Origin of the sequence: Paenibacillus guangzhouensis, assembly GCF_009363075.1 — a bacterium.
GTDB classification, from domain to species: Bacteria; Bacillota; Bacilli; order Paenibacillales; family Paenibacillaceae; genus Paenibacillus_K; species Paenibacillus_K guangzhouensis.
The window spans coordinates 5,414,764-5,434,481 of record NZ_CP045293.1 but is presented as its reverse complement, the minus strand read 5'-3'; the positions used below and the strand labels follow the sequence as shown (position 1 = coordinate 5,434,481).

Annotated in this window: 19 protein-coding genes; 1 reads left to right on the top strand and 18 read right to left on the bottom strand. The window is 47.4% G+C overall.

The features are described 5' to 3' along the window. Positions 1-2: 2 nt before the first annotated feature. From GCU39_RS24530 to GCU39_RS24490, 10 genes are all read right to left on the bottom strand, one after another. Positions 3-374: a hypothetical protein gene (locus GCU39_RS24530; RefSeq protein ID WP_227793317.1), complete on the bottom strand. Its 372-nt coding sequence runs from the start codon at positions 372-374 to the stop codon at positions 3-5. A gap of 65 nt (positions 375-439) precedes the next feature. Next, positions 440-1,519 carry a hypothetical protein gene (locus tag GCU39_RS24525; RefSeq protein ID WP_152395854.1) on the bottom strand — a complete coding sequence of 360 codons (1,080 nt, stop codon included), beginning with the start codon at positions 1,517-1,519 and terminating at the stop codon, positions 440-442. A 28-nt stretch (positions 1,520-1,547) separates the two neighbouring features. Continuing rightward, on the bottom strand, positions 1,548-2,180 hold the full coding sequence (locus GCU39_RS24520) for an SMI1/KNR4 family protein (protein WP_227793316.1): 633 nt from the start codon (positions 2,178-2,180) through the stop codon (positions 1,548-1,550). Between the two features lie 19 nt (positions 2,181-2,199). Further along, positions 2,200-2,808 carry a hypothetical protein gene (locus GCU39_RS24515; RefSeq protein ID WP_152395853.1) on the bottom strand — a complete coding sequence of 203 codons (609 nt, stop codon included), beginning with the start codon at positions 2,806-2,808 and terminating at the stop codon, positions 2,200-2,202. Between the two features lie 38 nt (positions 2,809-2,846). Further along, positions 2,847-5,036 carry a DUF6891 domain-containing protein gene (locus tag GCU39_RS24510; protein WP_152395852.1) on the bottom strand — a complete coding sequence of 730 codons (2,190 nt, stop codon included), beginning with the start codon at positions 5,034-5,036 and terminating at the stop codon, positions 2,847-2,849. Positions 5,037-5,175: 139 nt separating this feature from the next. Beyond that, positions 5,176-5,313 carry a hypothetical protein gene (locus GCU39_RS31650; RefSeq protein ID WP_193726611.1) on the bottom strand — a complete coding sequence of 46 codons (138 nt, stop codon included), beginning with the start codon at positions 5,311-5,313 and terminating at the stop codon, positions 5,176-5,178. A gap of 274 nt (positions 5,314-5,587) precedes the next feature. Then, entirely contained in the window at positions 5,588-6,130 is a 543-nt protein-coding gene (locus tag GCU39_RS24505) for a hypothetical protein (RefSeq protein WP_152395851.1), read from the bottom strand. A gap of 1,164 nt (positions 6,131-7,294) precedes the next feature. Next, positions 7,295-7,774 (bottom strand): 23S rRNA (pseudouridine(1915)-N(3))-methyltransferase RlmH, encoded by a 480-nt coding sequence (gene rlmH, locus GCU39_RS24500; protein WP_152395850.1) that lies wholly within the window; start codon positions 7,772-7,774, stop codon positions 7,295-7,297. 898 nt (positions 7,775-8,672) lie between these two features. Then, positions 8,673-8,840 (bottom strand): CxxH/CxxC protein, encoded by a 168-nt coding sequence (locus tag GCU39_RS24495; RefSeq protein WP_018754203.1) that lies wholly within the window; start codon positions 8,838-8,840, stop codon positions 8,673-8,675. Between the two features lie 54 nt (positions 8,841-8,894). Beyond that, positions 8,895-10,130, bottom strand: coding sequence for a S1C family serine protease (locus tag GCU39_RS24490; RefSeq protein WP_152395849.1), 1,236 nt, complete (start codon positions 10,128-10,130; stop codon positions 8,895-8,897). Positions 10,131-10,302: 172 nt separating this feature from the next. Here GCU39_RS24490 and GCU39_RS24485 point away from each other — a divergent pair, with 172 nt between their 5' ends. Further along, positions 10,303-10,509, top strand: a complete 207-nt coding sequence (locus GCU39_RS24485) for a hypothetical protein (protein ID WP_152395848.1) — start codon at positions 10,303-10,305, stop codon at positions 10,507-10,509. On the opposite strand, the gene GCU39_RS24480 is transcribed toward GCU39_RS24485, so the two are convergent. The 8 genes from GCU39_RS24480 to GCU39_RS24445 form a co-directional block, all read right to left on the bottom strand. Further along, positions 10,478-11,284, bottom strand: a complete 807-nt coding sequence (locus GCU39_RS24480; RefSeq protein ID WP_152395847.1) for an MBL fold metallo-hydrolase — start codon at positions 11,282-11,284, stop codon at positions 10,478-10,480. The genes GCU39_RS24485 and GCU39_RS24480 overlap by 32 nt on opposite strands. A gap of 6 nt (positions 11,285-11,290) precedes the next feature. Continuing rightward, positions 11,291-12,043: a two-component system regulatory protein YycI gene (yycI, locus tag GCU39_RS24475; protein WP_152395846.1), complete on the bottom strand. Its 753-nt coding sequence runs from the start codon at positions 12,041-12,043 to the stop codon at positions 11,291-11,293. Positions 12,044-12,083: 40 nt separating this feature from the next. Then, entirely contained in the window at positions 12,084-13,367 is a 1,284-nt protein-coding gene (locus GCU39_RS24470; RefSeq protein ID WP_152395845.1) for a YycH family regulatory protein, read from the bottom strand. Next, positions 13,364-15,202, bottom strand: a complete 1,839-nt coding sequence (gene walK, locus GCU39_RS24465) for a cell wall metabolism sensor histidine kinase WalK (RefSeq protein WP_152395844.1) — start codon at positions 15,200-15,202, stop codon at positions 13,364-13,366. The genes GCU39_RS24470 and walK overlap by 4 nt, the downstream gene beginning before the upstream one ends. A 4-nt stretch (positions 15,203-15,206) precedes the next feature. After that, positions 15,207-15,932, bottom strand: coding sequence for a response regulator YycF (yycF, locus tag GCU39_RS24460; RefSeq protein ID WP_152395843.1), 726 nt, complete (start codon positions 15,930-15,932; stop codon positions 15,207-15,209). 175 nt (positions 15,933-16,107) lie between these two features. Then, a complete protein-coding gene (locus GCU39_RS24455; RefSeq protein WP_152395842.1) occupies positions 16,108-17,565 on the bottom strand; it encodes a peptidoglycan DD-metalloendopeptidase family protein in 1,458 nt (485 codons plus the stop codon). A gap of 309 nt (positions 17,566-17,874) precedes the next feature. Then, positions 17,875-18,561, bottom strand: coding sequence for a hypothetical protein (locus tag GCU39_RS24450; protein WP_193726610.1), 687 nt, complete (start codon positions 18,559-18,561; stop codon positions 17,875-17,877). Positions 18,562-18,740: 179 nt separating this feature from the next. Continuing rightward, positions 18,741-19,598: a YitT family protein gene (locus tag GCU39_RS24445; RefSeq protein WP_193726609.1), complete on the bottom strand. Its 858-nt coding sequence runs from the start codon at positions 19,596-19,598 to the stop codon at positions 18,741-18,743. Between the last annotated feature and the right edge of the window lie 120 nt (positions 19,599-19,718).

The following is a 19,718-nucleotide window of genomic DNA, read 5'->3' as shown; positions in this document are numbered from 1 at the left end:
ACTCATTTTGATAAATCAATATCTCCAGTATACTCTATTACATACCAATTAACGGAAATCAGGAACGAAAGACTCTCATCGGAGATGAAATACTCCATACCATGACTATTTCCCATCAGCGAGGAAATATTCTTTGCATCATCAACAACCACAACATTGCACTCATTTATATAATTTTGCTCGAAAAATATGAAAGCAGGAACGCTCTCCATGGATAGCGAGAAAGAAAATTCGTAATCGTCTGTGGACAAGCTATTTGCATCTTCACCAATAGAAAGGTGCCCCTCCGTCTTCCAAGGCTTATATTTTTCAAGTGCCGCAAGAATATATTTACAGCCCTGCTCCTTCGAGAGTAAGGCTGCTTTTATAGACATCCTATCCGCAACGCGCATTAACTCTTTCGCGTGACTAAATTTATGCAAATTTATAGCTTATCACCTCAGATATGATTTTTGCCGCCGCTTGCCCAAACCTCCAATTCTAATTCCTGCTTTATGCCCATTTCCATTCTCGTTCTTAGTTGCATGTACTTTTCCATCAGACGGTGGTTGTATCCAAGGTAAGTGCTAACTCTGCCTGTCACCGAGTCATCCTCATGCTCGTTACTCCACTGAAACAACTCCTGGTAGAGGTCGATTACAGACTCTTGATTGAGCGGGGAAAACCTGATAGGGTGCGGAACATCGGCCAGCTTCAATTCCAACAGGTCGTGCAAAACATCAAGCCGGTGTTCCAACGTCCGTTCGTCCGGGGTATGCTCTGCATGTTTCCGAGCTACAGGTGTCTGCGCTTTTAGATCCGAGATGAGTTCGCTGAACGTTAGCTCGACCATCTGCATGGACATATAGCCCCACCAATGGCTCCCCGTACCGCTGCTGTACATTTCCCAAAACGGTTCCATTAAAATAGATTTAATTTGTGTTTTCTGTGTACTGCCAAACATGGAAATGCCAAGGATCAGTCCCGCGTTACAATCCGTTGATGCCTGTTCCCCCCACGCAAGCAGCCTGGAAACAATTTGTTCATTTGCAAACTTAAAGCTCAGGGCAGGTAAAAGTTCAGGGAAAAGCGGCTGCCCGTATACCTTGTCCAGCTCACTCTCCAACCTCTCCCCATGCGATTCACAAGGAAGGTGCAGCAGTCCGAGGCAAGCATCTTCGCACAGATGCCAGTCGTTTGCACCGATGCAGTCCACCATATAATCGATATATTTCTCATACCCCATATACCCCATCACATGAAGAACCTCGCTAGGCATTCCTTCCTTAAGCCGTCCCTGCTCAAAGCAAAAAGGATCGATCTCCTCCGCAAGTGCCAAGTCTCCACATCTCATAACGGGGTCAAGTAGCAGCTCACGCTTGTAATCGGAGGGACGCTCTGCGAAGATTCGAAATAATGCCGCTGCATCCTCCCGGTCTCCGTACTTCGATATTAAGCGGCAATAGGATGCAAGAACGCTAGCATCTAGCTTTTGACCGGATTTCAACAGCTGTATAAGCTTTTCGGTGGTTTGAATCATCTCTACACTCCCTCGGCAGAATCATGACCTACCAGAACCGGCGCTCTTCCAGCGGCACCTCCAAAACGATTTCGTCCAACCAAGCCTCATACCATTGCAGAAAGGACATATGTGCAAGATTTTCGCTTGAAATCGTCTCAGGGAAAATACCGCCAAAGTCCCCTCGGTAGTCGCTCCACACTTTTCCATATTCACTGCCTTTTACAACGAGCAGGCCCAGACCGCCGCCGCCCCAATCGCATACACGGATAGCGCCTGCTATCCGGTCGACCGAAAAATAATATTCCATCAATTTGTCTTGATCTGAAGAACCATCCTCCATGGCGCGTCTTAGCGGCTCATAGTTCCACGCCGATACATACGCAAAATCTTTTTCAGTATCAATGGTGTCCTGATTTCCAATGGGTATCCTCGGGTCTATAATCATTTCCGCGCCAAGCGGAATGATTCCATGACCGGGACCAAACCCTCCATTTCCTATTTCAGATAAAAAACACTTGAAGTCATCGGGAAATTTAGCATTCAAACTTTCCTCAAATAAAGAAATTTCATCAGCATTGAGCGTAGGATTGATAGATATTGCTTTATGCTGGGTAGGAAGAGTTATTTTTTTCTCCTTTATTTCATTTATTTTTTGCAAAATGGATTGAATGGCCATCATGGTTCCTCCATTAACTTGTTTAATCTTGCAATTTACGGACAACGCCTATCGTAACAAAAATCTGAATGTCTCCCTCCCCCTCGGACTCCGCATATTGAACAAAGGCGATTCGATCACCAAGCACCCAAAAAGCACTTATGTTCGCATCACTGCTAAAAAAGTATTCTGAAGCCTCAAATATAGTATTGTCTTCGCTGGTAGGTTTTGGCATGAAATCACAAAAAACTTGCCTATTGTTCCCGGCAATGTATTGAGGTTCGGTAAATTTCAGTTCATCCTTTATCAGATCAACAATATCAACAAAAAAATGAGAGTTGTCCTCTTTATGTTGGTTAATTGTCATTTCGTATTGTTTCAAGCGTCTATCTTCATCCTTAAGCAAATCTTCATCGTCTTCACCAAACCGCTCAGAATCCTCATAATCCAGGCTGATCACTCTAACGATTTGATTCGTATTATCGACAAAAAATTCGGCTCCCCCTAACGAATCGGAGCCCCAGTGATCGATGGGCGTTTCTTCATCCGGAAAAGCATTTTCTAACATATCCTTCATGAATTGAGGCGTATTTTTAATATTGTTGACAAACCTTTCATTAAATTTATTGTAAAAATCACTATTTAATTTCATCAGCCACCATCTCCTCAACTATAAACTTTTCCAATCGCTTACCGTTCCGCCTGGAAATCGTCATTATGCAAGAAAATAGTATTCTCAATTCTGCTCCAGAACCGAAGTGCCGTTTGAATGTGCTTGATTTCTGCGGCTTCAACCTGACGGGTATTCCCTTCGTTATGCGGCTGAAATTTTAATACAACCTTTTTTATACCGTCATCGCTTGTTTCGATATCGAAGTGATATAAGAATACATCAAAATCACCATCAATCGTAGGGAATAACGACAAATCGCGTCTTTCTTTACCCCCGCCGATGCGGGGGTTATCTTCTCCTTTGGGCAATCGGAAACAGTAATGAAGACTGCCGCTCCAGAAACCGCTTTTGTCTTCATCATAGTAGTTATTGAACTTTTCCGTTATGATCGGCAAAGCGAGTATTCGCTCGATCTTTTCAACCGTTACCGTGTCACGGAGCTGCCCTTGCCAATAGGCAATCTTTTCCGCGTTGAGGCTTTCCCTATAGGTGATTTCCTTCAGTATACGGGGCCAATAATGTTTCAGGAGCTGTACGTACGGTGCAGGAGAACGGTCATCCAACTGATACCAATCCTCCCCGGCATTGTTTTGATAAATTATATCAAGAGAAATTTTCGTAGTAGTAAAAAGCTTTTTACTTTCCTTTATGTAAATGAATACGGCGTAAGTATCATCTTGCAGGATATAAATGTTACCGCCGACTTTCTTGCCTGCTTCATTAAGATAAGGTCGACTCACCTTTATACTTACATCGTCTATATAAAATCTGTAAGTGTCATCCTCCCCGAATAAAGGAGAGGCCATGATTCGCTGCAAATTGTTCACGCTCAATTCTTCATTCTCAAAAATCCGCGGCGGTTCTTCCGGCCACTCTTCCATGACAAGGGGCTGGTTTGCCTTCAGTCTATTGAACATTCCTTCTCTATTGAGCTGTGTTTCACTCTCATAATTTTCATCATGATCTTCAATCCAATAGCACCCTTCTGCGAGCACCGTTTGAACGTCATTTTCATCAAACTCATCTGCATCCACCCAATGTTTCTTGAAATGGCGTTCACCCTTTATCCCTACATAGTATTCGTCTGTTTCTACAAACAAGGAAGCCGTCATGTTTCCGCGTACGCTAAGCATTCCATGATTATATTCGCCCCAAAATAATTCCTTCACTTCAAGATTGCCGCAGATATAGATTTCTTGACCGCCGACAATGATATTGGAGGCTTGTACATTGCCCAGCACAATCAAGCCTGTTGAACCGTCCGTATTTTCATTATAGATGTAGTTACGGACAATCAGGTCCCCTGTTATCAAGATTAAAAACACCGATTGCTGCTCAAGCCATGCCTCATGCTGCCCGCGCCCTCTTTGCGCATCGATTCCCAATGGATAATCAAGATGGATATGGTCGACGCCCAAGTCTCCGTCATATACAAGCACCGTTTCAGTTTCAAATTCGCCGTTATTCTTCTCGTTGCGAGAGTAAGCCCAGCAATCTGCAGGGAGCAAGTGCTTGATTTCCGAAAAAGTACGCTTGGTATATGGGGGTAAGTCCGAATCCGCTTTTCCGCCGCCAACATCCGCAGGACGCGGGGCATTGAAGGCAAGGTCATAACTGGATTGCGCTATGATTTCAACAGCGCGTTCCACCCCATAAGATTCATGCTCGCTATACGTCTTTCTCCATTCAAAATCCCGCAATTCAATACGGCTATTGATATCGCCATTCCAAAGCACATGAAAACCAAAGCTTTCAAAAAACGAAACGATGACATCCGCCACATTGACAGCGTGTTCCGGATTTTCTCTGAACGTGCCGAAGGCAATGGGCAATACATTACTGTCGATAGCTCTCTCAATATCCTGCTCGTGATAAAAACAGTAGCCCGCAGGCAGTTTTCCTCGTTCAATCAGTTCTTCATAACATTCTTTAGCAACGTCAATGCCATCGCTTATCGTAATGCCGGCATTATGCAGTGCAATGATGCCTCCATCGCAAAGCATGTCAAAGACCGTCGCTAGATTTTCAAAATGCGTTGGACGAGCCCATTGTTTAGAAGCTTCCATATGACGATTGAACAAGCTGTTTATTTCTGTCTGAAGCTGCTCCTCTTCAATTGAAATGTCATATTCCTCCGTTAATATTTCGAAGATTTCCTCTCGGCTAAGAAAGCCTGTTTTGACGAGCAGCTCTATTTGTTCGATCATACTCTTGCGTCATCCCCTCCGATTTGAAACTTCCATATAAATCATCTCATATTTACAGCGGAAGTTCCATTAAATGGAACTGTTTTTTCGCACTCTAGTAAACTAGTGTGAGCGGAACTAGCCGCCGATTCGATGTGCTTCAGTCATGATCCGACCCGCCAATTAGCGCAAAAAGTACTTGCGCCTCACGCGCCCCCTTCGAACTGTCTGCAACGGTCAGCACGTGCCTACCTGCGCGGCGATCTTCCGCCAGGGTGGCCTCAGCCCCATCTCCCACTCGGGGGCAACTTTCCGCGCCACGCGAGCGTTCAAGGCCAAAAATTTCGCCTCATTTGTGGTACGGTTCAGCTTAACGGGTCTATCGGCGAAAAATGCGAAAAGGAGCTGTCGCGGCCAGCTCCCTTGTACTCTAATCAATCCAATTCGGCACGAGAGAATAAATCCCTGATTGCTCTTGTTTTACATACGAACCGCTATAAAAATGAAACTATTGTCGCAGCTATAGCTCTTTTTTGTCTTATCCCAAGCAAATCAGGGCAAAAACATCCTGGTTACGGAAAATCCAGCTCATCATCGATGACACGGAATATCTCCCTATTCCGCACCGGATACCGGGCATCCAGTTCCTCCCACTGCCGCTTCGGTAAAATCAAAAAATCGTGCGTATCAGAAAGATACGAGGCCTCAAATAGTCGAATTTCGTATTTGTCCCGGATCAGATCCTGAAAGCCGCGAATCGTGATATAGCGATCATTTCCGGTAAAGGTAAGCGCAATCGAATGCAGTTGTCCATTGTAGGTAACGTCCAATCCTTTGTCCGTAGACGTCACCTCGACCGTTTCATCTAGAAGCCGTTTACCGAACAATCGGACGATCTCCTCGTCATCCTCTCCCCAATCTACAGTGACGCTGTATACAAAAGCAAACACAATCGGAATTTGCTCCTTGATCGCGAGCTCGTCCGCCAATTCATTCTCATCATCCATCAATTGATAGCGCTTGAGTTTTTCATGATGCTTCTCAATAAATTGTTGAAGCTGTCGCCCATCTCCATCGAATAGCAATGTCAGCTCGCTGTCGCTTGGCATTCTCATCCCAGTATCCTCCCTGTGTTCACTCAATCAATATACTCCCGTCATACGAAGAAATCCCGCAAAAATTGCAATATATTCGAACTGTAGACGGTAAATCGATGATATTCGCTAGAAAATATAAACGTTTTTGTTTTTCAGCTAATAAACACCTCTATTTTTTATGTAATTCTTTGAGTCACCTTACTTACCACCCAAATATTAATCTATGATCAATCCAATTCGGCGCGAGAGAATAAATCCCTGATGACAGTGTCATCCTCACAAGCATCTTTAAATCCGATTGCAAAACTTTGTAATGCCACGCTCGATTTATTTTATACCTCATTTTTCCATATGTTAGACGTAATAATTAATCAATTAGTTGCATTATCGTACCCATTAGCTGAACGCCCTCTCGCTCTACTACCGATAGTTATGAAGAAGTTCTATGAAAAGACGTTTAACACGGGCGTAGACGGGTTATTGCCTTCTTGAGTTACTTACAACATCTATTGTTGTTATGTAGTTCATCTTCCTTATAAAATTTTCTCTAAGTTCGATATCCGAGCTTTGACTAAGGCGGTCTATATAATTCGTCCTTAAATTTAATTACATCTAAACGAATTCCATTCTCAATCTCGGTAACCATTTCATCCTGGTCAAAAGTAAGCTGTGTATTCCTTTTTGTCTGGGCCTGATGAAGAATTCCATTACGAATATCTGAGTAAAAATAACCAGCAGTTCTTCTAGTGAAGTACTAACTGAAAAAATGCTTTTAGTCAAAAACTTTATAAACGCCTCCCGATGTCCTCTAAAAACCGTTTCATCAAGTCCATTATAAATTGATGCAAGGTTTCTATAAACAAACAGCATAATGCCACTGAGCCGAAGCTATAATCAATATGTCTGTTATCGACCCTTATGTTATCTGAGTAATATTGAATTAATAACAAGAACCTCCCTTCCATTCTATCTATAAATATCTCAATTGCATTCTTCCATGCTTGATTATTACTACTTAAAGGTAAATCTAATTTCAAATAATTTTATGTTTACGAACTTCATGATATAACTTATTCCGAAGCTGATTAGCCATACCTCTATCTGAATTATCTTCCATCATCACGGATAGGAACAGGGCAAATATATGGCGAGACGAACTTTTTCACTCCTAATTTTTCGCCGTCACTTATGGTACGGTTCCCCCCGATTAATCTTCACCGCCCGATAAATCTGTTCCACCAGCACCAGTCGCATCAACTGATGCGGCAGCGTCATGCGGCCGAAAGAGAGCTTCGATTGCGCACGCGACAGCACCGCCTCAGAAAGGCCGTTCGAGCCGCCGATGACATAGGCAATCGTACTCGTGCCATAGGTACCGAGCTTGTCCATATGTGCAGCGAGATCCTCGCTCGACCACAATTGGCCGCCAATCGCGAGGGCCACGACATGCGTGTCCGGCTTAATGTGCGACATGATCTTGTCGCCTTCCTTCTCCTGAACTTGGCGCATCTCTGCATCGCTCATGTTCTCTGGCGCCTTCTCGTCAGGCACCTCATGTACGGTTAGCTTCACGTATGGCGCGAGACGCTTACTATACTCTGCAATACCTTGTACCAAGTACTTCTCCTTCAACTTACCTACACACACGATCTGTATATTCAAAAGAAATTCGCTCCTTCTACGTCTGGTTCGACCTTTATAATCGCATCATTATACCATAAGCAAAGGGATTTCAATGAATTCTACTGCTCGAAAATAGTAGTAGTTCTATATAGTAATACTAATATCGGAATTAGTGGTGACGAAGTGAACGACACCTAATATCTTACAAAATCGAACCGCCACGAAATTTGGATGGAAAATCGGGGCGAAAATCCGAAAAAATCGTCAAAATAGGGTGAAAAACCGCAAAAAGAGGGAGGGGATGAAATGATTCATGACATCGTTTGGATGTTTATTACAAATGTCAAAAAAATATATGACATATACATACATTTTGATGTTAGTTATATGTAATATTAAAATCAAGTACATTTGACCTCCTCTCCCTCACGAAATTGCCCCAAAAATGCCTAATGACATGGCTCTCTCAGAACGATTTTTATACCCAACAGGCGTACTATGCGATATAAAATCGATTTAAACGGAATGCGGCTAAATCATAGGGGTACAAGGAGGTTTTGTAGATCGTGAGAAGATCGATAATGCGAAGAATAACGAAGTTACGCCGATAGGATGATGCTTTAACAAGCTGTGCCAACATAAAACCGACCTAATTGCCCTCTGCCAGCCTTCATGTGCGTGAACCTACTCCAAACGATTCCTCCCCTCAAACCACCCTTAGAATGCATTCTACGCCTTTACAGACATTAAAGTCCCTGAGGAACCATGCTCTCCATGCCAAATCGAGGACGTTATCAACAACCTCCCCCATGAAAACCACCCCAAAACCCTGTGGATATCTAAGTTTTTCTGCCAAAACGCCATGTTACCGACATATCCACAGGCCTCAGAACTCAAAATAGCCAAAAAAAAGAGCCCGATCTCTCGGGCCCTTCACCTACACGATAAGGAATTTCGCTTCATGCTCGCATTCCATACATTTGACCGGCGGCTTCCACTGCGGGAAATCCACCTCGTTCAGATCCACCACATCCGGTGCATCTTCGAATTCATCGACGAATCGATCAATGGCTAATTCAACGTGATCTTTACATACGACATACATGCACATGTCCCTCTTTCTCTTAGCTGCTATTAGCGTATCCGAATCGGTCCCGGTCTACTCCTGAGGCCGATCGGTTAACTTCACTTCCGTAGTCATTCCTTTGCCTTCCCGATAGTACGAGACCAGCATCGTATCGCCGACTTTCTTCTGCTGATACAGGTACTTGCGAAGTTCAAGCGTCGAATCGACCTCCTGGTTATCCAGCTTCACGATGACATCATTCAGCTCGAGTCCCGCCGACGCCGACGGACCACTCGCCTCCATGACGATGACCCCGTCCTTCACGGTCGACGGCAGCTTCAGACTCTTCCGCTGCTCCTCCGTAATCGGTGCATAGTCATTGTTCAGATCAATCGTATAGACCCCCATATAAGCGCGTATCACACGGCCCTCTTGGATGATCTCATTCGCGATCTTCATCGCCTGATTAATCGGAATCGCGAAACCGATCCCTTCGACGCCGACATCGGCGATCTTCATCGAATTCACACCAATCACTTGCCCCTGCAAATTCACCAGTGCACCGCCGCTGTTGCCTTCATTGATCGCCGCATCGGTCTGGATAACCTCTGCTTCCCAATCATAAGTGCCGTCACCGCTCAGCGAGACAGGAACGACCTGAAGCGTCTTACTGATGATCCCATACGACAGGGAATCGCCTAACCCCAGCGCATTACCGATCGCGAGTACCATCTCGCCGCGACGAAGCTTCGTTGAATCCCCCAGCACCGCCGCTTCTGGAAGATTATCATCCTCCACCGATAGGACCGCGATATCCGTCGTATGATCCTTCCCAACGACCGTTGCCTCTATTTTCCTTGCATTATTGTTCAGAACCACTTGTACGGCATTTGCGCCTTCGATCACATGCGCATTCGTAAGAATGAGCGCACGTCCTTCTTCTTTTCTAAAAATAATCCCCGATCCAAGCCCCGCATCCACCGTCTTCGCATCCTTCTTCTGACGGTTCACGACGCTCACGACCGACGGGCTGACTTGATCGGATACATCAATAATTCGTTCGAACGGATCGGAGGACATCGCACCTTGACTCTTCATCTCCATCCCTGAGTCAGGACGTGCGCTCACGCCGACATGGCTTCCTGCGCCGGTTATCCAGCTGAATAGAAGAATCCCGACCGCTGCGCTGCACACCGAGCTTACGACCGATATTTGAAGCGTAGACCAACGTTTTCTGGGACCCAGACCACGTGCAGCTCTGCGCGCTAATAACTTTTTGATAGGCTTAGAAACCTTCGGTGAATAGAAATCATCATCGAAAAAGCTCACTCGGGTCATCCCCTCTCTCAATCTCGCAAAAATCGTAGGAATGTTTTGACCCCTAACTGCCTACAATATTACTAGAGACGATAAAAGCTAGATAATAGAGACTGTGACAAATCTACTTCTCTATTCTTCCCTATCATAACACAAACAAACCTATGAAAGGAGACGAATTACAATGACAATGGCCAACCGTACATTGGAGCATGTGAACCTCGTAGCGAAGCTTGCAGACCTCAAGGAGGAGCATTACCGCAACACTCTCGCCCTCTGCACACTCATCGAATTGCTCGTAGACAAAGGTCTATTCACACGCGAAGAAATCGCCGCCAAAGCTAATGAACTCGATCAGCTTATGGTTTTCCCACCTTATCCCATGGCGTAGGACGATCATAGTAGGTATCTCTTAGCTCGAACTCTTTTTCTTTGAAAAAGTGCCCATGATCCTCCATGACATCCCGCACCGTCATTTTGGCAAGATCCATCAGGTTATGCTCTCGGCTTAAATGCGCCAGATACGTCCGCTTCAGCTTCGCTGTCATCAGCTCACTCAGTGCCTCGCCCGATGCTTCATTGGACAAATGCCCAACATCGCTCAGGATGCGCCGCTTAATATTCCACGGGTACCGACCCATCCGCAGCATCTCCACATCATGATTGGATTCCAGCACAAGGACGTCCGAGTCCGAGATCGCCGCCTTCACCTTATCGCTCATATAGCCGAGGTCTGTCGCCAGGCTCAGCTTCTCTTCGCCATCGTAGAAACAATACCCGACAGGCTCGGCAGCATCATGCGAGATTCCGTACGATTCCACGCGCAGCGTCCCGAAATCGATCGCTTCGCCCGTCTGCATCACGACCTTTTTTTCCTCTGCAATATTACCAATATGCTTCTCTAACGCTTCCCATGTCGCCTCGTTCGCATAGATCGGCAAATCATATTTACGCGCCAGCGCGCCAAGACCTTTAATATGATCCGAATGCTCGTGCGTAATCATGACCGCATCAATATTCGCAGGCTGAATACCTTGCTCCTCGAACAATTCATTCATCCGCTTCATGCTTAGGCCGACATCAACGAGCACCGTCGCAGACTCATTCTGCACAACTGTCGCATTGCCGGTAGATCCACTCGACAACACCGTAAACTCCATCCCCATCACTCACTACTCCTTCTGCTGCTCTCCCTTAGGATGATAGACTTCGGCGCTAATCGCATTCACGAAGTAAATATCACCGCTCTCCAGTACAATTCGCCAAGCCGGCGCGGTCACGAGCGTCTCGTTATAGACCTGCCCATGATACCCAAGCTTCATTTCCTTCACGACCGAACCCGTCGGCAGGAACTTCTCAATCAAAATCCCCAGTGCATTCGTTGCCGGCAGCACTTTTTGCCCCTTATCGTCCTTCTCCTTGGATTCAAGCTCAACCACCTTATTCTCCCGATACGCCACAATGTTCTGGTTCGCGTAGAACAGCTCTAAGCTGACTTCGAACATCGGCCACTTGTTATCGAGCATATACTGAAGCCGGAAGACACCGTCCGAGCTCGTAGGCTGATCATAGGAATACGAAGCAATCGTCGGGATTGCATCCTTCAAGGCTTTACGTAATTCCTTCTCATCAATATAAATCAACTGACTCGAGATTGGCGTTGCCAAATTCACCCGCTTCGTAACCTGCTCCTCATCGACGAACTGGAACGTCCGCTCGGTTAGCGTTGGTGTCTCAGACGGGATCTTGCCCTGCACCTGAATGAGCTTCATCTCCATTTGCTTCTTCGTATCTTCCGGCAGCGAGGTCCAGTCTAGATTGGAGCTTAGCTGCTCCCTGACATCAAGCCATAACTGGTACCCGAGAATAATGTTGAGAATCAGAAAAGCCAGAATCAATACACTCTTCGCACGACTCCAATCCATGGACATCCTCCTTTTCAGCGATAATGATACAGTCCTGCTGTTATTTCAAATAATCCATGGAACCATCCTCAAGACGAACCGCCCACGTCGGTATTAACCGAATCACTTTCTCCGTTAGGAACGGGCGATACGCCGGGAAAATCCACTGGACTTTGTTATTTGTTTGATCGAGGTACCGCTTGAACATCTTCGCGAGCTCATCGCCCCCTGGCAGCGTTCGAAGCTGCTTCAGTGACGCCCGATCATCAAGGTATATCAATGAACGTTGGTAGCTCGTTACAACGCCTTGCTGCACGCTAAGCCGAATGCTGCCGAACCGGAACAACGAGTCCGTCACAATCGGGTACCCGCCATAGTACTGCTGGAAGACCACTTCTGTACCATCCACCTGTATAGGTGAAATCGTAAGCCGATGCGTTCCATTCCAACCTCCATGCTGATTCACGAATTGTACAGCCGAGAGCACGTTCTCACTGACGTCATTCGCGCCTTCTACCCGCGCAACCGGGTCCGAATACGTTACCCATTGATGTTCGGGGCGTACTTGCAGACTCCGCTTACTGTCCGTATAGATCTCTGAGCCATCCTTCTCCTTAATATTCCGCGTCGTGCTTGGATCGAAGAAGAGATTGTGCTGCATCTGCTCGGCGGTAAATACCTCGTATGGCACCTCAATTTGCACCATATTCAGCGGCTTATCCGGCAAATAGTATTGATCATACAACAGACGGTAACTGTCCCATGCTTGCCCGAATTCCACATGCTGCTTCACGTCCTGCACGGTCAAATCGGCCTTCGTCGCCTCATAAACCACCTGGTTCTTGCTGCTGAAGAACAGCGCGCGTACGGTCTCTTTATCGTCTGAGGTGAATATCCAGATTCGGTTAATCAGTTCATCCCCGAATTCCGGATCCCCTTGAATTTGCATCACTTTGCGCAGCAGCGTCACAGGTACACCCTGTCCGAATACCAGCTCAATTCCTGGGTCTTCATTCCGAATACGGGATAGATCCAGCAGGTGCGTAGAGGTCCGTTGGAATACATCGAATTTACGCCCTTGCAGACGCTTGAAAATTTCTTTGTAGAAAATATAATCCGGCGAGAATACCGTATGCTTCCCTCCGCCCAAATGCAGCACCATCTGCTCCGGGAAGACGAGATTCTCGATCTTCTCCTCCGGCCCCATCTCTTCCGTCTTCACATAACTGCTCTCAGACTTCTGAATCGGCTCGAAGTTCGGCATGCTATAGGATAGGAAATAACTCTGTATCAAGCTAAGCACGACCAAGAAAGTCAGGATAATGGTCTTGGATTTCTCCATCATGATGCCTCACTTCCTTCATCCAGTGTAGAAATCGTGAACGTCACCTTGGTGCCTACGCCTAGCTCTGATTCAAGATTTATCGTACCGCCATGCGCCTTCACAATTTCCCGGGCAATGGACAGCCCAAGCCCCGTACCGCCCATACTGCGTGATCGCGCTTTATCGACACGATAGAAGCGGTCGAAGATGCGATCCAGGTCCTTCTTCGGAATCCCCATGCCGGTGTCCTTGATCGAGATCGCAATCCGGTCAGCGCCTGCTTTATGCGCTTCAAGTTCAATCACGCCGCCGTCAGGCGTATATTTAATCGCATTGGACATCAAGTTATCAAGTACCTGATCAATCTGATCTCGGTCGAGCACCACTTGCTCGATGCCGTTCGCAATGAAGATTGACGGCTTAATGCGCCGCTGCTTCATCTGGAAGGAGAACCGGTCTGCCACTTCCTCCAGCATCTCGACCATGTTCGTCGGCTTCTTGCGCAGAATCGCCTGCTTCGAATCGAGACGGGACAGATGCAGCAGGTCCGTTACGAGTCGGATCATCCGCTCCGTCTCATTGCGGATGACGCCAACGAATCGGCCAGCGAGCTGCGGCTCCTCGAGCGCTCCATCATCCAGTGCTTCGACGTAACTCTTGATTGTCGTGAGCGGCGTACGCAGCTCATGTGACACGTTCGCGACGAACTCGCGCCGTGATTGTTCGAGTTTCTCCTGTTCGGTGACGTCCTGCAGGACAACAATGATCCCCGTTACCCCTTCGCCGCGGCGATGGATCGTCGAGAACATGACCCGGAGGATGACCTCTTGCTCTTGCTCCTGATCGAGGCCCAGCTTCATTAGCATCGATGGTCTCGCCTCTTGTTCCAACGTATTGATATGCTGCATCGAGATGCCGAGCAGCTCGGTGATATCTTGATCGGTCGCGCCCCGCTCCTCGACCCGGAGCATCTCCTTCGCGCGGCGGTTCATGACGATGATATGACCCTGCTCATCGGTCGCCAATACGCCGTCGCTCATATTCGTTAAGACCGACTGCAGCTTCTCCTTCTCCTCCTCATGGAGGGATAAGGCATGATGAAGCCGCTGGGTCATATAGTTGAACGCCTCGCTGAGCTGGCCGATCTCATCATTGCCCATTACTGGCGATCGCAGCTCGAAATTCCCTTCGGCGACATCGGTCGCATGCTTCGTTATTTCCTTGATCGGACTCGTGATCGTGTGAGCCAGAATGATCCCGAGCAGAGCCGTCAATCCAAGCGCAATCAATGTCCCGGAGACAAATATATTATTAATGCGCTCGATCGTATCGTAGAGCTCCTTCATCGAAGCGACGATATAAATCGCACCAACGACCTTTGTGCCGTTCATGACCGGCTTCGCGACGATTTTCTTCCGCACCCGGTTCTCGTCGATCATCTCGTCTTCATTATCGCGAATACCTTGTAGCGCCCGGCTGACAACCGTCTGGGTGTTCTTACGCCCAATATAGGCCTGATGCGCTTGCAGTGAAGTCGTGAGCACTTTTCCCGACGCATCCAGCACCTGGATTTCCCCGTCATTAATGTTAATAAGGTCCCGAACAAGATCATTCAGCCCTTCAATACTCAAGGCGTCTGACGTCTGATCATCTACCTTCGGCGTCAAATAACGCACGGCATAGATCGAGAGCATCTCACCCTTGCTGTTCAAATCCCGCGTGAAGCCGCTCGTTAACGAATTTTTCATCACGCTCACGAAATACACACCAATGAGCTGCATCGCAATCAAGATGAGCAGCACATAGATAATGATTAACTTCGCTTGGATCGTGCGAAAAAAACGTACCCATTTCATGAACTTACAGTCCTCCCGTTTTTGGGCTGCGCATCATATAACCGAGACCGCGACGCGTCGTAATCAATTCCGGCTTACTCGGATCGTCCTCAATCTTCTCGCGCAAGCGACGAATCGTCACGTCGACCGTCCGCACATCACCAAAATATTCGAAGCCCCATACCGCTTGCAATAGATGCTCCCGTGTCATTACTTTCCCGCTGCTGCGGATCATATAGTGCAGAAGCTCGAATTCCCGGTGCGTCAGATCCACCGGCTCGCCATTCTTATAGACTACGTACATATCCGTATCAATGAACAGATTGAAATACGCGACCCCTTGTCGCTCCTCTGTCGCCGTATCAACTGCCGAGGTCTGTACGACCTTCGTCTGACGACGCAGATGAGCCTTCACACGTGCAAGCAGCTCTCGCGTACTGAAAGGCTTCGTAACATAATCGTCCGCCCCTAGCTCAAGGCCGAGCACTTTATCAATTTCCGTATCTTTGGCTGTTAACATAATAATCGGTGTCTGCAGGTGCTGCCGCACCTCACGACAGACATCCATGCCGTCCTTCACAGGCAGCATAAGATCCAGCAAGATCAGGTCTGGCTTCTCTTGCAGCGCCAGCTCTACCGCCTCGCCCCCGTCAAATGCACATATAACCTGATAGCCTTCTTTCTCTAAGTTGAATTTCAATATATCCGCAATCGGCTGTTCATCGTCGACTACAAGAATTTTACCCAGCATTAGATCAACCGCCCCTAACTATCCATGATTCTTCTATTCTAACACATGGGGACGAGCCTTTCCTAACAACAAGATGCCGCCAAGCAAAGAAAAAAACACCATCGAACGATAAACGTTCCATGGTGCTCTCATCGAATCTAACCTTTATACCGATATAAGTGCTGTAAGCTCTAATCTATAAGAAACTTAATGGATTCCGAAGCGATCCATTCTTGTGAATTTCGAAATGCAAATGTGTACCTGTGGAACGTCCCGTGTTGCCCATAATACCGATCAGCTGACCTTTCTCGACGACGGCACCTTTCTTCACTTTAATGCTGTTCAGATGTCCATACAGCGTCTCGTAGCCGTTCTTATGGTTCACAATGATGACATTCCCGTAACCACTCTTCGTGCCTGCGAACGTGACGACGCCGTCATCCGCCGCCTTGATGTTGTGGTTCGACGAAGTTAAATCGATTCCTTTATGCGTACGTCCCCAACGTTTGCCGTAAGGGCTCGACAAGCTTGCACCCGAGACAGGATATGCGAAGTTCCCTGAACCTTCACCGATCACAACCTTCGTCCCGCGTACAATAATCTCTGGTATTGCTGCTGTAATGACCTTCTGTCCGAGCCACTGCTCAATGACCAGATCGCCATTATGCTTTGTTAACATATACGACATTTGCTTCAGTCCCGGTTTCCCTTGACGGATCACCTTCGACTGACCTGCCCGCATCTTCGGATCCTTCTGGATAATCGTCTGCGGCTCAATCACGATATTCTCCGTTACTTTCTCGACGGTTGCCACCGTAAGTGCTGGCTTCGACACCGTCAAATCCAGTTCTTGACCTATCTTCAGTGTAAATTCATCAACCGTTGGATTGTTCTTATAGATCGCACCTTGGGTTACACCATACTTGTGTGCAATCCCTGAGATGGTATCGCCTTCCTTGACTTTATGGGTAATCGGAGCAATTTCACCCTTCGTTAGCAGCTGATAAGCTTCTTTCTCCGATAGAATCTTAGACGGATCTAACTTCACGGGAACCGTCTCGACTTCTTCCTTGAACCCAATCGACTCAAGACGCTTCATCGGCGTCTTCACGTTCTTGGCCGGCGCCGCGCTCACGGAGAGCGTTCTCACTTGGTTGGCAGGCGCTTTGGCCGCTGGCTCATATTGACTCTTCACCTTTGCGAGCAGCATATCGGCTGTCTCTTGGTCCTTCACGGTACCTATGACTTTGCCATTAACCTCAAGCGCAACCCCTACGGCCGTTGGCACGAGAAGCTTGCCGAGTTTGTCTAACGTCTCGTTATTATCTACCGTTGGTTTATATTCCTTCGTAGCACTGTAGCTAATCTGATCTGCATTTAGCGACATATGTACATTCGGGTAATCTTTCTTCGCTTCCTTTGTCTTAAGCTCAACTAATTGACTTACGAGCGCTTTGTTGTTGACGGAACCGATTTCCTTGCCATTCATGTATACTTTATAATATTCGACCGTGTTCGCTGTTACATACTGGTTGCCTGCAAAAGCAGCCACACCTACGAAGAACAAGCTACCGACGGCGATGATCAATTGTTTCTTAGGACGCTTCAGCCATGCTGGTAACGTAAAACGTGATTTTTCATTTACATCCGACATACTCTTCTCCTTTGCGTGGTATTTTTGATTTCCAGTTCTGCAAAAAGTGTCAAAATTTTAACCTTTTTGCTCAACGAAACTACTTTACCACAGCTTTCCTACCAAATTCAACTCCACGACTAGGAATAGAGTCGTGTTCCAGAATTTGTCGATTATGTCAAATCAGCGTCTTTAGACTCAGCTCGATAGATAAAAACAAACAGGTGTTCGCACACCTGTCTATAGATTGATTTTAGATTTGGAAGCGCATACCACATCTTGTGCGTCAGACATTTTCCATCCCATGGATTCCAGATTGTCCCTTGGGGTCTATTGCTTCAATAATTCTATTAATTTGTCATATTCTTCGGTGCTCACATATTTGGCGATAATCTGCTCCACCTCTGTCAACTCACTTCCAGTCAGCCCGTCTTCTACGGCGTTCAGCACCGTCTGAAGCTCATCCGCTGGAATTTTGGAGATGAGCGTCGTGAACACCTTCTCCTTCTCGGCCGTCGACAAGCCATCTTTCGCCTTGGCGATGGCATCCGAAGGAATGACCACGTCTTCCTTCGGCGTGGTCGTGGCTGCTCCTGGCTCCGCAGCACTGCCCGTACCCGTGCCCGTGCTGCTGCCCGAGGTGCCTGCGGCGCCTGTGTCGCCCGAGGTCGTGCCTCCCGTAGGGGCGTTGCCCTCTCCGGCGGCGGAATCGCCAGACCCGCCGCCGTTCGCCGCTGGCGGCTCCGTCACCCCGCCGAATGCGGGGACGGCGCCATCCTGCGTCTTAGCGGACGACGGCTTCTCTGCGTCGCCAGACTTTCCTGTCGTCACGCCGGACTCCGTCTTCGCCGGCTTGCTCCCGCCCCATAGCGAAGACAGCGCGAACGGCTTGCCTTCGAGCTGGATGTTGAACTTCTTCAATACGCTATCTATATACGAATTGACAATCAATCCGGTTGTCACGAGCGTTAATGAACTAACAAGAATCACAAGTCCTAATAACTTCGATAGCTTCATAAGCAGTCGTACCATAGTTCGATTCCTCCATTTCCTGCACATACGAGTTTTTGCGAACAGACATACTTCTTAGTATTAACGGAAACGGAGGGTACCATTCGCCGAAGAGTACATTTTTTACACATGGCACGCATACCAAAAAACGCGCCCGAAGGCGCGTCGCATGAATAGCTATAAAATTAAATAACGCGGCGGAATCTCCCCACCACTTCGGCCGTCTGCACGATATTAATGAATGCTCTTGGATCCACCTCGAGCACGCGTTTGCGAAGGCTTGGCAGCTCGCTGCGCGTCGTTACAGTCATCAGCATATAGTTCTCCGTATGGCTGTAGCATCCATACGCCTTCACCATCGTAATGCCATGCGGGAACTTGATCAGTTCTTCCGCCATCAGATCTTTCTTCTGCGTAATAATAAAAGCCGTCACTTTCATATGACGCACATGAATCATATCAATGCATTTGCCTTTAATGAACAAGGAGAGTAGGGAATAGAATGCAACATCCCAGCTAATCAAGAATCCGAGAATTACAATAATGACCGAGTTGAGTACCGACAGCACCGTACCGAGCGGAAAATCTCTTTTTTTTGTTACAATAAATCCAATGATATCGAATCCACCCGTCGATCCTCCGACACGCAGGGAATACCCTACGCCGATGGCAATCACAATCCCGCCGATGATGGCGCCCATGATCGGGTCTGTCGTGACCTGGTAAGCCGGAATGTACTCCAACGTAATCGTCGTTACGATGACGGACAGCAAGCTAAGTAAAATGAACTTCCGACCGAGCGAGATCCAGCCCCATACAATGACCGGTACGTTCAGGACGAAATAGACGAGAGATACATTCCAGTTCGCCGCGTACTGCATAATCATCGCGATTCCCGGAATACCTCCGCTTAATAATTGATGAGGCGTTAAGAATAACTGAATGCCGAGACCGACAAGTATCCCGCAGACGATCGTCACGCAGACATTCTTGACGAGCTGCATCCAGCGTTCTCGAGGTGACTGTTCCTCTGGTTGTGCCATAGTTCTAAATCCTTCCTATCTGTGGGAAAATGGTACGTAAGCGCCGCGATCTGAATCGCTAATTCGCTTCGTATTTGAAATTCTGTCCAATTGGACGAACTCCACTGTACCACGTTCCCG